Origin of the sequence: Roseibium sp. (assembly GCF_039982295.1) — a bacterium.
Taxonomy (GTDB): Bacteria; Pseudomonadota; Alphaproteobacteria; order Rhizobiales; family Stappiaceae; genus Roseibium.
Genome location: NZ_JBDWYP010000082.1, coordinates 332,610 through 344,841, shown reverse-complemented (window position 1 = coordinate 344,841; position 12,232 = coordinate 332,610). Strand labels below are relative to the sequence as shown.

The window sequence follows — 12,232 nt, the reverse complement described above, 5'->3', positions numbered from 1 at the left end:
GGATCCTGTCCGACTAGGCGCCGGAATCCGGTTTTGCCGTTGAGGGAGCCTCTGCGAGGATGTCCTCGGTTTCCTTCACATCATCGAGCCGGGGCATCCAGACACCGGTCTTCATTGCGCGCCAGCAACGAAGCATTTCGGAAAAGCCCTGAAGCATGAGAAGGAAACCGGCGATCGGAATGAGCGTCTTGAAGAAATAGATCTGGATGCGCGCTGGGCTGTTCCAGCTGACTTCCTGGTAACGCCAACTGTCCGCCGCGATCTCCGCACCGTACCAAAACAACGCGAGCATGCCGGGAAAGAAGAAGAGGATGTAGAGCACGAAATCGATCCGTGCCTGCCAGCGTACTGGAAACAGCCGATACACGACGTCGCCCCGAACATGAGAGTCCTGAGCCAGCGCGTAAGGGCCTGCCATCAGAAGCAGGGCGCCATACATTTGGACCATCATGTCAAAGGCCCAGACGGTAGGAGCGTTCAGCACGTAGCGGACGAACACCTCATAGGAAACGGAAAGGGTGAGGATCAGAATGCACCAGCCGAAAGCGCGGCCGACCCACACACTCAAGCCTTCGATAGCGTAAATCAGTTTTGTCACGTCAGCCTCTGACGATTGCAGAAGGGAAAGCGCAGGGGCCCAAGGGTCCCCGCGGCAATTCGCTCAAAACGCGGTCGCGTCAGCCGAAGTAGTGGTTGTACGCCAGCTTGTAATCGGGCTGATTGAGGTTGAGATAGTTCATCACATCCTTCGCATAGGCCTTTTGAGACGCCACAACCTGGGCAAAGAACTCGTCTTCGCCAGAAATGCGATCAATCACGATGTCCCAGGCCTTGAGCTGCTCTGCCATTACAGAGTCGGGCGTCCGGTAGACGTTCACGCCTTGCTCATTTTGCAGCTTGTTCAGATCTTCCGCATAGCGCTTGGTATTGTGCCAGTAGAAGTTGGAGTTCTCAGCCTCTGAAGCATACTTTAAGATGGCCTGAAGTTCACTCGGAAGGCTCTCGTACTTCTTCTTGTTGAAGGTGATTTCGAAGCATTCCTGGCTCTGGTGGAACGATGCCAAATGGTAGTGCTTGGACACGTCCTGCATACCAAAGTCACGGTCCGAGGTCGGGTTGTTGAACTCGGCAGCATCAATCAATCCCGACTTCATCGCGGGCTGAATCTCTCCCCCGGGCAACTGAACAACGGACATTCCCATTTCCAGAAGGACATCGGCGGCCAGACCGACGGTCCGGTACTTCAAGCCGTTCATTTGGGACGCGTCTTTGATCTCGTCCTTGAACCAGCCAAGCGGCTGCGCAGGCATCGGGCTGTTGAAGAAGGAGACGACATTGAGGCCAAGAGAGGCCATCAGCTCGTCGAACAGTTGTTGACCGCCGCCGTAGTGAATCCAACCAAGCATTTCCTGCGAAGACCAGCCAAAGCAAGGTCCCGTGCCGAAGAGCGAAGCGGCTTTTGATTTTGAGTACCAATAGGCGGAGACGTAGTGGGCGCCGTCGAGAACGCCGCGATGCACAGCGTCCTGCATCTGGCTGGTTTTGACTACGGAGTTTACGGCAAGAAGATCGATCTTCAGGTCGTTCCCCGCCATCGCGTGGACGCGGTCAACATAGGACTGCGCATTTTCCAGAAATATGCCGCCGCCCCAGGCAGCTTGCACCTTCAGAACGGTAGGCTCGGCGCGCGCTACTGCCGGTGCGGCCAGCGTGCCTGCTGTAGCTGTCGCAGCGAGCGCGCTGCCTTTCAGAAACCGTCTCCGGTTTAGATTATCAGTCATGATTTTTCCTCCCGTTTACGCCGAATGATTTATTTGCCATCGGTCCTAAACGTTGAAAGGTAATCATCAACTCATTTGAAGAACAAGACTTGTTGTTTTCTAAATCAATTTAAATCTTGATCGCAAAGGAAGCGTTGGTTGTTGATTTTTTTGGTTGTAGATTTGTCCAGTTTGCGATCTGGTAATGTTCGCTTGCTGTGTAAATATTGCGATGCGAAAAGAAAATATTTGAGTTTTGATGGTCGGGTCTTGTTGATTTGTTTTTCAGATTCGGGTGATTGCGAGAGAGGGTCTCGAGGTGCAGATTTTCGAATCTGGAGAAGCAGGATCCGATTAAGCTAGGTATCGAAGTGCTTTGTCGGATACGAAATATTAATGCGCCTTAGTACTGTGAAAGTTCTTGGTGAAGCTCTGAAATTGATCAGGCAGTTTTGATTGTTGAAGTTTCAATTTGGATTTGATCTCAAGGGGTGACAAATTGCTGCATGGCAATAGAGGTCTTTTAGATGCTTCAAATTGACGGCTGATGTTTTTGCCTGTGGGCCATTGTTTCGCAGCAAGGCTATCAGTTTCTACAGTGCGATAATAATGCTGGCGGTTGTCGCGATTTCCTCCTTGCTGGACCGCGGAGGTGACGAAGAACATGATTCACTCGGTGACCACGGGCCAATTTGAGAGCGATTTTTTCTGGCATTTTGTGAGAGTGGGAGCGTCGCGGCATGGCAATAGACAAGAGCGGAGTCAAAGACGGCTCGAGTGGCAGCAATACATCACTCCCATTGGAAGGCGTGCCTTCTTTTTCAACTCATCCGTTGAGAGAAGCAGTCCTCGGTGAAGTGCATGCACGTCCGTTTCGTCTCCTGAGCTCACCAAGGGTGGTGTTGCACTATGCTTTTGCGACCAGTGCGGAAGAAGCCAATCGCGATAGGGTCTGGTTTTCAGATTTTTGCTCCAGCCAAGGCGCGGCAGGGCCTGCACCTGACGCGCGTTATCATGTTTTGCCATTCGCCGGCGGAGCATTAAGTTGGGAGCGTCATACCGAGTTCACGACATACACTTGGGATGGGCGGGCAAATTCCGAAGGTTCTTTCGCACCGTTGCCTGCAAATAATCCATTTGGTTCGGCATTTCGCGCGCCAGGGCTTGTGTTGGTGGCAACGCGCCTCGACTTGCTCGATACCACTCCGGGCGAGAATTGGAGGCGACACTTCGATCCTGCGAGTCTGACTGTTTTCAACGTGGAAGGCAGAGCGGGGCTGGCTGCAACGGACTTTCGACCCGACGGAAACGGGCTGACGCGTTTCCTGGTCTTGAACGAGAGGATGAACGAGGTTCAGTGCGGCGCCGTTGTTCAGCGATTGCTTGAAATTGAAACCTATCGAACGTTCGCTTTGCTCGGTTTGTTCGAAGCGAACAAATTGCAGCCTGAAATCTCGGCGATTGAGAGTGACCTTGTCGATCTGAGCCGTCGCATGCAGGCTAGTGCAGATCTGGATGCCAACAAGGGTCTCCTTGAGGAACTCTCTCGCCTGGCTGCCTCGCTTGAAGCAGGATCTGCCTCAAGCAGTTATCGCTTTGGAGCGGGCCGCGCCTATTACGACATTGTCGCCGCACGGCTGAAGGCGCTGGACGAGGAGCCTGTTGCCGGTGATCTCAGCATGTCAGCTTTCTTGGGGCGGCGTCTTGCTCCGGCCATGCGCACCTGCCAGGCAATAGAGGAGCGGCAGGCGACGCTCTCCCGCAAGCTTGCACGTGCGACGACACTGCTGCGGACTCGCGTTGATGTCGATCTGGAGCAGCAGAACAGGTCGCTGCTGGAATCGATGAACCGACGAGCGCGCCTGCAGCTCCGTCTTCAGCAGACGGTCGAAGGCCTGTCTGTCGCTGCAGTGAGTTATTATGTGGTTGGGCTATTGTCTTACCTTGCCAAAGGGGCGAAAGACCTTGGGCTTCCGGTTCCCGCTCCTGCCGTCGCGACAGGCTTGGCTGTACCCGTTGTTGTCCTGACAATTTGGTGGACCGTACGCAAGATCCGGGTACATCACGCAGAAAAGAGCGACGACAATCCGGACTAGGTAAAGGCCGGGCGTTTGCTCGGCCTTTATTCCGTTAAGGGCCTAACCTGAATTCCTCACTGGAATTGTTTCAGGTAGGCAAGGATGTTGTCGCGGTCTTTTTCCTTGCGCAGACCGGCGAAAGCCATTTTCGTTTTCGGAACCACAGCCTTGGGCTTTGTAAGATAAGCAACGAGGGTTTCTTCGTCCCAGACCTTGCCGTCAGCGCCAAACTCGATCATCGACTTGGAATATTTGAAACCTTCAATCGATGCGATCGGGCGTCCGATAATCGCGTTGAGCTCTGGCCCGACTTTGTTTTTCGCACCTTCGCCAACGGCGTGACAGGCCTTGCACTTTTTGAAGACTTTTTCGCCCGCGGCAGCATCACCCTCTGCATGAGCTTGCACGCTCAGGGCAAGGAGCGCTGCTCCTGCGATCATTACGATCCGCTTCATATGTTTCTCCCTCAGTCAGTCAGCGCGTCGGCGCTGGCTACAAAAAATAGGACTTGGTTTTGAGAAACAAGCCGCGAGGGAACTGCGAACGCCATAAAATCCCTTCCTGGGCGGCTATGTCGCAGGCGCAGACTTTAAGCGCAGAAGCACTGGAGCAGGGCATGTTCAGGCTTCTGCGCGATTGACCTCAGGCAGCGCCAACCAATCGTCGAGACCTTCATCCCAATAGGGTGCATGGCCGTAAAGCTGCGCGAGGAAGTCAATAAACACACGAACCTTGGCAGGAAGAAAGCGTCGGCTTGGATAGACTGCGTGCAGGCCAACATCCTTCGAAGCGCGGTAGGTTGGCAGAATGATCTTCAGCTTGCCTTCCCGAAGTTCGGGGCCGATGTCCCAAGTGGATCGCAGGGCGACTCCGACGCCGGCAATAAGGCATTCGCGCGCGACCTCGGAGGAGTTCGTACGCACTGGGGCAAGGGTTCGGACGTTCTCGGGACCGTTTGGACCCATGAGCCTCCAGGGATCCTGGTTGGCTGCTGCCAGGCAGACATGATTTTCGACAAGATCCTCTATGGAACTTGGTTCGCCGTGGCGGGCCAAGTACTCCGGAGAGGCGCAGAGAATCCGGTGGATGGGCGCGAGACGCCGCGCTACGAGGCTTGAATCAGAAAGTTCTGCAATTCTGATCGCCAGATCATAGCCGTCTCCGACAATGTCGACAAAACTGTCCTCGAGGTCGAGATTGACCGAAAGATCTGGATTGGCATCCAGGAATTTGCCGAGATAGGGAGCGATGTGCAAGCGGCCGAAAGACGTCGGCGCAGCGACCTTCAAAGTCCCTCTGGCTTGTGCTGATCCGCGGGCGACAAAAGCTTCGGCCTCTTCCACTGATGCCAGGATCGCGATGACGCGTTCATAAAATCCCTGGCCTGACTCGGTCATTGCAATCTGACGGGTCGTGCGCTGAAGCAGTCGTGTTCCGAGCTTGTCCTCAAGGCGTCTGATACGTTTTGAAACGACCGCTGGCGAAAGGCCCATTTCCCGCCCGGCGGCAGACATGCTCCCTGCGCTTACAACCCTGGCAAAGATTTCCATGTCTGTAAGATTGCTCATTTTCAACCGCCTGGAAAACGTTCTAGTGCTGCTTTGACGTATCGCTGTGCTGGCTTATTTGCCAAAATGGGGTCTGAGGAGCTAGACAACCGCAGCAACAATGATTTGCGCCCTCAGGGCAACAATGAATCATATTTGTTCGGAAATGGAAAGGGAGAGGCCATGACCGCGATCGCAATGCCAGCGCCCGACAGCGCTGTGATGGCCAAAAGAGCCGAGATCGTAAAGGCACTTCAGGCGATCGTTCCCGGAGAGGGCGTGATCCATGATGAGACGGAAATGCGGCCGTATGAGACGGACGCGCTGACTGCATATCGTCAAATGCCTCTGATCGTGGTTCTGCCGGAGACCGTTGAACAGGTGGCCAGGGTCTTGCGCTACTGCCATGAGAACGATGTCAAGGTCGTCCCCAGAGGGGCCGGCACGTCGCTTTCCGGAGGCGCATTGCCTTTGGCTGACGGCGTTCTGCTTTCGATGATGAAATTCAACCAGGTGCTCGACATCGATTTTGAGAACCGCGCGGTTGTGGTGCAGCCCGGCGTTACCAACCTTGGCATCACCCGCGCTGTCGAACATGAAGGTTTCTACTATGCGCCTGATCCGTCCTCTCAGATCGCATGTTCGATTGGTGGCAACATCGCGGAAAATTCAGGCGGCGTTCACTGCCTCAAGTATGGTCTGACGACGAACAACGTGCTCGGCATCGAGATGGTGTTGATCACCGGCGAGGTGATCAGGCTCGGCGGCAAACATCTGGACAGCGAGGGTTACGACCTTCTCGGTCTCATGACCGGTTCAGAAGGTTTGCTCGGCGTGGTTACCGAAGTCACGGTTCGGATCCTGCAAAAACCTGAAACAGCGCGAGCGCTACTGATTGGGTTTCCGACCAGTGAGGATGGCGGTCGCTGCGTTGCCGAAATCATTGCGGCCGGGATCATTCCAGGTGGCATGGAGATGATGGACAAGCCGGCGATCCATGCCGCAGAAGCATTCGTCAACGCTGGCTATCCTTTGGATGTCGAGGCACTACTGATTGTCGAGTTGGATGGTCCGGAGGCGGAAGTGGATTATCTGATCGATCGTGTGGAGCAAATCGCCAAGGCCAACAAGGCGGAGCATCTTCGCATTTCCAACAGCGAAGAAGAGCGGATGACCTTCTGGGCCGGGCGCAAGGCCGCATTTCCTGCCGTTGGTCGTATCTCTCCAGACTACCTCTGCATGGACGGAACGATCCCGCGCAAGGAACTTCCAAAGGTCTTGGCACGCATGCGTGAGCTGGGAGAAAAGCACGGCTTGGGCGTTGCAAACGTCTTCCATGCCGGGGATGGCAACCTGCATCCTCTGATCCTTTACGATGCCAACAAACCGGGCGAACTCGCAGCTGCTGAGGCTTTTGGTGCCGATATTCTTCGATTGTGTGTTGAGGTTGGCGGCGTGCTGACAGGAGAGCATGGGGTCGGCATCGAAAAACGTGATCTGATGCCTGATATGTTCTCGGAGGAAGATCTGAAACAACAGCAGCGTGTCAAATGCGCCTTCGATGACAAGCACCTTCTGAATCCTGGCAAGGTCTTTCCGGTTCTCCACCGTTGCGCTGAGCTCGGCAAAATGCACGTGCACAAGGGAAAACTGCCTTTCCCTGACATTCCGCGCTTTTAGGACATCTTATGGAAGCGACTCTCAAACCGCGTGACACACACGAAACCTGCGATGCCGTTCAATGGGCTGCCGCGGAAGAACAACCGTTGGAAATTGTCGGAAGCCGATCCAAAGAGGCTCTCGGGCGACCGGTGCAGACGGCGCATGTCCTCGACCTGTCGGGTTTGTCTGGCGTTGTTGCTTATGAGCCTGAAGAGCTGGTGCTGACCGTCAAGGCAGGCACGCCGATTGCGGACGTCGAACAGCTTGTCGCAAGCCGCGGTCAGGAACTGTCTTTCGAGCCGATGGATTATGGGCCACTTCTCGGTCGGCCTGCCGGCGAAGGCACGGTCGGCGGCGTCTTGGCGGCAAACCTCTCTGGACCTCGCCGGATCAAGGCAGGTGCGGCGCGTGATCATATCCTGGGCATGGAAGCTGTATCCGGACGTGGTGAGGTGTTCAATTCTGGCGGCAAGGTTGTGAAAAATGTTACCGGCTATGACCTTCCGCGAGCACTTTGCGGGTCCTGGGGAACGCTGGCCGTCGCAACGACTGTCACTCTCAAGGTCAATCCTGCCGCTGAAACAAGCGCCACTTTCATCATCGAGGACCTCGATGACGACAAGGCGGTGCAAGCCATGTGCATGGCAATGGGCTCTTCTGCGGAAGTCTCTGCAGCAGCACACTTGCCGGGCGGGAGTGATGGAGACCGGCCGCGCACGCTGTTGCGTCTTGAAGGGTTCGAAAGTTCAGTCAACTATCGCCTCGAAAGTCTCAGGAAGACGCTCGCGGGCTTCGGTAGGGCCGCCGATGTGGGGCATGAAGAGACGACAAGTCTCTGGAAGGATCTAAGGGATTGTAAGCCCGTTTCAAGCGGCGCGGAGCCGGTCTGGCGTTTGTCGGTCGCACCGACATCCGGCGCCAAACTGGTCGCAGCTCTCAGGGAGCTCTTTCCGCTGGATGCCTACTATGACTGGAGCGGCGGGCTCATTTGGCTGAAAAGCCTGGATGGCTCTCTCTGGGATGGTGAAATCCGGCAGGCAGTTTCGGAATGCGGAGGAGGTCACGCGACGTTGGTGCGCGCGGACGCTTCGCTTCGCAGCACCGTTTCGGTGTTCCAGCCTCAGGCCACGCCGCTCGCAGCGCTTGCGAAACGCCTGAAGCAGCAGTTCGACCCGAAAGGGATTTTGAACCCAGGACGGATGATTGTTGGCGTTTGAGCCCCGTTAAACAGATGTGATTGACGATGCAGACAAATTTCTCACTTGCCCAACTTGCTGATCCGGCCGTCGCTGAATCTGAGAAGATCTTGCGCAAATGCGTGCACTGCGGGTTTTGCACGGCCACCTGCCCGACGTTTACGTTGTTGGGTGATGAACTCGATAGTCCGCGTGGTCGTATCTACCTGATCAAGGACATGTTGGAGAACAATCGACCGGCCGATGAAAAGGTTGTCAAACATGTCGACCGTTGTCTTTCCTGTCTCTCCTGCATGACCACTTGCCCTTCGGGTGTGAACTACATGCATCTGGTAGACCACGCGCGGACGCACATCGAGAGTACCTACAAGCGTCCCTTTGCCGATCGCATGCTGCGCGAACTCCTGGCCTTTGTTTTGCCGTATCCGGGGAGATTTCGTCTCGCTCTCTTCGGTGCGTTTTTTGGGCGCCCTTTGGCGGGCGTTCTGAAGAAGGTCGGAGGACCGTTGGCAAAGCTTGGTGCAATGCTTGACCTTGCTCCGTCAAAGGCACCGATCAGATCCTCGATGGAAGGACCAGCTGTCTTCGCCTCCGGGCAAGCGGAAAGAAAGGGGCGTGTCGCTTTGTTGAGCGGCTGCGCCCAGCCTGTTCTCAAGCCGTCAATCAATGATGCGACAATCCGGCTACTACAGCGCTCGGGCCATGAGATCGTCTTGCCGAAAGGTGAAGGCTGTTGTGGTGCATTGGTTCATCACATGGGCAAGGAAGAGGCCGCTCTTGAGAACGCGCGCCGGAACGTTGATGCCTGGATGCGGGAAATTGAAGGCGAGGGGCTCGACGCGATTGTGATCACGGCCTCTGGCTGTGGTACCACGATCAAAGACTACGGTTTCATGTTGCGTGACGACCAACTTTACGCGGCCAAGGCCGAACGTGTTTCCAATCTGGCAAAGGACATCACCGAGTATCTCACAGAAGTGGATCTTGGCGAGCCGGCGCTTACTCCGCGATTGCGGGCTGCGTATCACTCCGCTTGCTCCATGCAACATGGGCAGAAAATTACCCGTCAACCGAAAGATCTTTTGAAGGCGGCCGGCTTTGAGGTCAAGGACGTACCAGAGGGACATCTGTGTTGCGGATCGGCGGGCACCTACAACATACTTCAGCCTGAGCTCGCGGGGAGATTGAGAGACCGCAAGGTTGCGAACATTGAGAAGACTAAGCCAGATCTGATCGCGACGGGCAACATTGGCTGCATGACGCAGATCGGAAACGGAACCCAGATCCCTGTGATCCATACGGCGGAACTGCTTGACTGGGTCTACGGCGGTCCAGTTCCCGAAGGATTGGAAGATCATCTTGTATCATCTGCGGCAGAATGAGCGAGTGCCCAACGGACACTCGCTCCCAGGCTGCCAGCAGCAGTATGACAAAATCAGTTGAACCTTCGACATGTCCGCAGGTAGTGAACGCACCGCAATCGTAAGCCTTGGCATTTCTTGCCAAAGCGCGCGCCAGATACGCACCAGCATCGGAATTCTGGCCGATGCACTGGGTGAGGACTTTGTCCCCGAACGACATTTTTTCGATGGGCTGATCTCACCGATTGCAGGCCTGGCTCAGCTATTTGAAGACGGATTTCCGATCTTTCGCCGTCAGGATATCACCGCGGGGCCTGGTCATCCGACCTGGCAGCCCTATGGCTTGCGATTCCTGCACCACTTCCGAGAGGAAGGTATGGATGCGGACATCGATGCACACTTTGAAGAAGATCTCTCGCGCTTCAGCTATTTGAGAGAAAAGTTTGAAAAGCTCGCAGACCGTGGCCGAGTGGTTTTTGTCATCTCGAACAGCCAGAACAATCTGGACGAGGTCGCACGCGATACGATGATAGCGGATCTGAATTTTCGCCGGGGCGAATTAGTGCGGCTCCAACGGGCCGTCGATAGATTTCTCGGTAGGTCCTGTGAGTATCTGATCGTAAGCCATCCGGACCGGCACGGCGGTGTGGAGCTGCCCGAACTGACAGTCCTTGAAGCGGACGAAAGCGAATGGACCGGCGACAAGGATCAGTGGCGCCGTCTTTTCCGAAGCTATCTTGGTCGAAAGAACATTGAGCCTTTCGCAGTCTGAATCAAAAACGCCCCGGCAGGGCCGGGGCGTTTTGACAGTGACCAGTTTGTCAGATCACATGAACTGTAGTGCCCACACCGACCCGCTCATAGAGGTCGGTTACATCCTCATTGCGCATTCGGATGCAGCCGGAAGAAACTGCGTGACCAATGGTCCATGGCTGGTTCGAGCCATGAATGCGGTAGAGCGTCGACCCTAGGTAGAGCGCTCTGGCGCCAAGCGGATTGTTTGGTCCGCCTTCCATGAACTTCGGTAGATCAGGGCGACGCTTGCGCATCTCTGCGGGTGGCCGCCAGTCCGGCCACTCCGCCTTCCTGGTCACCTTGTGAGAACCTGCCCATTCAAAGCCCGGCTTGCCAACGCCGACGCCGTAGCGTCGGGCCGTTCCGTCGCGCTGAACGAGATAGAGATAACGCTCATTTGTATCGATGACGATCGTGCCGGCTTTATGCGGCCCTGAGTAATCGACAATGGTCGGCAAGAATTGTGAAGCGACTCGGCGCTGCGGTGCGCGTGCCTGCCTTCGACGCTGAGGCGCAGCCTGGTGCCGTGCAACTGTCTGAGGACGAAGCCAACCTCTGGTTCGTTGTCTGACCTCTGGAGCCCTCTGAGCTGTTGCCGCACGATTGGGTTTGAGCTGTAGAATCCAGGGTTCTGTCAGATTTGGACTCAGGACAAGCGGAGGAGGTGCCGCCCGTCCAGCTGCAGTTCCCTGTGTGGGGCCTAATGCCAGAGAGCAAAAAAACCCAACGGCGGCGACGGCTTTCACCATATGACCAAAGTGCTTCATGGATGTACTCGCAACATTTCATCTGTAAGCCCGCATCAGGATCAGCGAACTTGGAAACGATCACGAAAGGCTAGAGCTTAGAAGCAAGGTTTTGGTGAATAGGACCGTAACCATATTGTGAAATTTGTCATATGGTTAGCAAAGGCTTGGCGAACATGGTTTGCCAAAGGTTACACGCTTTTGAACCGCCGCGACCGACTGATCGACCGCTTCTGAAAAGGCTGCGCTTTTTACGAGGAGTTGGTTAATACACCGCCAGTTTGGCATCCCGAGCCACAATGGGGAGAAGAGTTTCAATCTGTTTGGAGGACATGCCCGGTTTGATCCTTGGATCATAAAGCATGTTCAATATGATCTGATCGAAGACCGTAAAGCGGCTGTGTCGTGACGTGTCGTTAAAGACGGAGTGAGACAGGGACTGGTCGTCGTTCATGGGCCCCAGTCCTTGAAGAACTTCTTCAACCAAACATCTTTGAAACAGAAACTCTCCCTCATCCGAGACAATTACGGCCGCAGATCGCTTGATACCGCGCCGCCCTGAAACGACACGTACAAGGCAGCGTCCGGGAACTTCGGCATTCTCGTTCCGATAGATGCTCTTACGGACAACATCGGAATATTGCGTCCGATCAACGACGAAGATCTGGAAGTTGGATGTTTCGGGAGTGGAGGCCAAGGCGCTTTCCAGCCCCCTGATCTTCCTGTCGAGTCCCTTCAGGAAACGATGCACCACGGGTGTCCGATTTTTGCGCGCAAGATTATGAACATAGAAGCGCACGGGGACCGTGAATTTTTTTACCAGATACGGACGCCAACTCCAGGATCGGTATTCGAGACCGAAAACAGTTTTTTCGAATCCTGAAAGCAATTCCTCTGTCGAGAAGGGTTGAGCCTTGCAGGAGATCGCAGAGCCGGCCCAAAGCACACAAAAAACAAAAAGAGCGCGGATACAATGCATCGAATATTTATGCCAGTGAGACTTAATCTTGTTGCGAATACCCTGCGTCAGGGATTGTAAGCATAGACAATGGTCAGCGCTTTAGAAACAAGAATTTTCCTAGGGGAT

At 55.1% G+C, this 12,232-nt stretch carries 11 protein-coding genes; 5 read left to right on the top strand and 6 right to left on the bottom strand.

Annotation, left to right across the window (positions count from 1 at the left end; translation table 11 throughout):
• Positions 1 to 13: 13 nt before the first annotated feature.
• Complete coding sequence (locus tag ABJZ52_RS17555; RefSeq protein ID WP_348186097.1) at positions 14 to 598, bottom strand: TRAP transporter small permease subunit; 585 nt, start codon at positions 596 to 598, stop codon at positions 14 to 16.
• Positions 599 to 677: 79 nt separating this feature from the next.
• Positions 678 to 1,781 carry a TRAP transporter substrate-binding protein gene (locus ABJZ52_RS17550; RefSeq protein ID WP_348186095.1) on the bottom strand — a complete coding sequence of 368 codons (1,104 nt, stop codon included), beginning with the start codon at positions 1,779 to 1,781 and terminating at the stop codon, positions 678 to 680.
• Positions 1,782 to 2,500: 719 nt separating this feature from the next.
• Between ABJZ52_RS17550 and ABJZ52_RS17545 the strand changes: the two genes are divergently transcribed.
• Positions 2,501 to 3,856 (top strand): DUF3422 domain-containing protein, encoded by a 1,356-nt coding sequence (locus tag ABJZ52_RS17545; RefSeq protein WP_348186093.1) that lies wholly within the window; start codon positions 2,501 to 2,503, stop codon positions 3,854 to 3,856.
• A 56-nt stretch (positions 3,857 to 3,912) separates the two neighbouring features.
• Here the strand turns inward: ABJZ52_RS17545 and ABJZ52_RS17540 are convergent, their stop codons facing one another.
• Together ABJZ52_RS17540 and ABJZ52_RS17535 are read right to left on the bottom strand one after the other, a co-directional pair.
• Entirely contained in the window at positions 3,913 to 4,293 is a 381-nt protein-coding gene (locus ABJZ52_RS17540) for a cytochrome c family protein (RefSeq protein ID WP_348186091.1), read from the bottom strand.
• A gap of 165 nt (positions 4,294 to 4,458) precedes the next feature.
• Positions 4,459 to 5,406, bottom strand: a complete 948-nt coding sequence (locus tag ABJZ52_RS17535; RefSeq protein WP_348186089.1) for a LysR family transcriptional regulator — start codon at positions 5,404 to 5,406, stop codon at positions 4,459 to 4,461.
• A gap of 162 nt (positions 5,407 to 5,568) precedes the next feature.
• Here ABJZ52_RS17535 and ABJZ52_RS17530 point away from each other — a divergent pair, with 162 nt between their 5' ends.
• From ABJZ52_RS17530 to ABJZ52_RS17515, 4 genes are all read left to right on the top strand, one after another.
• The gene (locus tag ABJZ52_RS17530) at positions 5,569 to 7,065 is read left to right on the top strand and encodes an FAD-linked oxidase C-terminal domain-containing protein (RefSeq protein ID WP_348186087.1); all 1,497 of its coding nucleotides are present in this window, start codon (positions 5,569 to 5,571) and stop codon (positions 7,063 to 7,065) included.
• 8 nt (positions 7,066 to 7,073) lie between these two features.
• Positions 7,074 to 8,264 (top strand): glycolate oxidase subunit GlcE, encoded by a 1,191-nt coding sequence (gene glcE / locus ABJZ52_RS17525; protein ID WP_348186085.1) that lies wholly within the window; start codon positions 7,074 to 7,076, stop codon positions 8,262 to 8,264.
• A gap of 26 nt (positions 8,265 to 8,290) precedes the next feature.
• Positions 8,291 to 9,625 (top strand): glycolate oxidase subunit GlcF, encoded by a 1,335-nt coding sequence (gene glcF / locus ABJZ52_RS17520; RefSeq protein WP_348186083.1) that lies wholly within the window; start codon positions 8,291 to 8,293, stop codon positions 9,623 to 9,625.
• Positions 9,626 to 9,695: 70 nt separating this feature from the next.
• Positions 9,696 to 10,376, top strand: coding sequence for a hypothetical protein (locus ABJZ52_RS17515; protein ID WP_348186081.1), 681 nt, complete (start codon positions 9,696 to 9,698; stop codon positions 10,374 to 10,376).
• Positions 10,377 to 10,425: 49 nt separating this feature from the next.
• On the opposite strand, the gene ABJZ52_RS17510 is transcribed toward ABJZ52_RS17515, so the two are convergent.
• Both ABJZ52_RS17510 and ABJZ52_RS17505 read right to left on the bottom strand, forming a co-directional pair.
• Complete coding sequence (locus ABJZ52_RS17510) at positions 10,426 to 11,148, bottom strand: L,D-transpeptidase (RefSeq protein WP_348186227.1); 723 nt, start codon at positions 11,146 to 11,148, stop codon at positions 10,426 to 10,428.
• 262 nt (positions 11,149 to 11,410) lie between these two features.
• Positions 11,411 to 12,124, bottom strand: a complete 714-nt coding sequence (locus tag ABJZ52_RS17505) for a DUF2927 domain-containing protein (RefSeq protein WP_348186079.1) — start codon at positions 12,122 to 12,124, stop codon at positions 11,411 to 11,413.
• Positions 12,125 to 12,232: the final 108 nt, after the last annotated feature.

Bases quoted from the DNA above. Each gene is read 5' to 3' on its own strand.
- ABJZ52_RS17550 (WP_348186095.1), bottom strand. From the start codon at position 1,781: ATGACTGATAATCTAAACCGGAGACGGTTTCTGAAAGGCAGCGCGCTC.
- ABJZ52_RS17545 (WP_348186093.1), top strand. From the start codon at position 2,501: ATGGCAATAGACAAGAGCGGAGTCAAAGACGGCTCGAGTGGCAGCAAT.
- ABJZ52_RS17540 (WP_348186091.1), bottom strand. From the start codon at position 4,293: ATGAAGCGGATCGTAATGATCGCAGGAGCAGCGCTCCTTGCCCTGAGC.
- ABJZ52_RS17535 (WP_348186089.1), bottom strand. From the start codon at position 5,406: ATGAGCAATCTTACAGACATGGAAATCTTTGCCAGGGTTGTAAGCGCA.
- ABJZ52_RS17530 (WP_348186087.1), top strand. From the start codon at position 5,569: ATGACCGCGATCGCAATGCCAGCGCCCGACAGCGCTGTGATGGCCAAA.
- glcE (WP_348186085.1), top strand. From the start codon at position 7,074: ATGGAAGCGACTCTCAAACCGCGTGACACACACGAAACCTGCGATGCC.
- glcF (WP_348186083.1), top strand. From the start codon at position 8,291: ATGCAGACAAATTTCTCACTTGCCCAACTTGCTGATCCGGCCGTCGCT.
- ABJZ52_RS17515 (WP_348186081.1), top strand. From the start codon at position 9,696: ATGTCCGCAGGTAGTGAACGCACCGCAATCGTAAGCCTTGGCATTTCT.
- ABJZ52_RS17510 (WP_348186227.1), bottom strand. From the start codon at position 11,148: ATGGTGAAAGCCGTCGCCGCCGTTGGGTTTTTTTGCTCTCTGGCATTA.
- ABJZ52_RS17505 (WP_348186079.1), bottom strand. From the start codon at position 12,124: ATGCATTGTATCCGCGCTCTTTTTGTTTTTTGTGTGCTTTGGGCCGGC.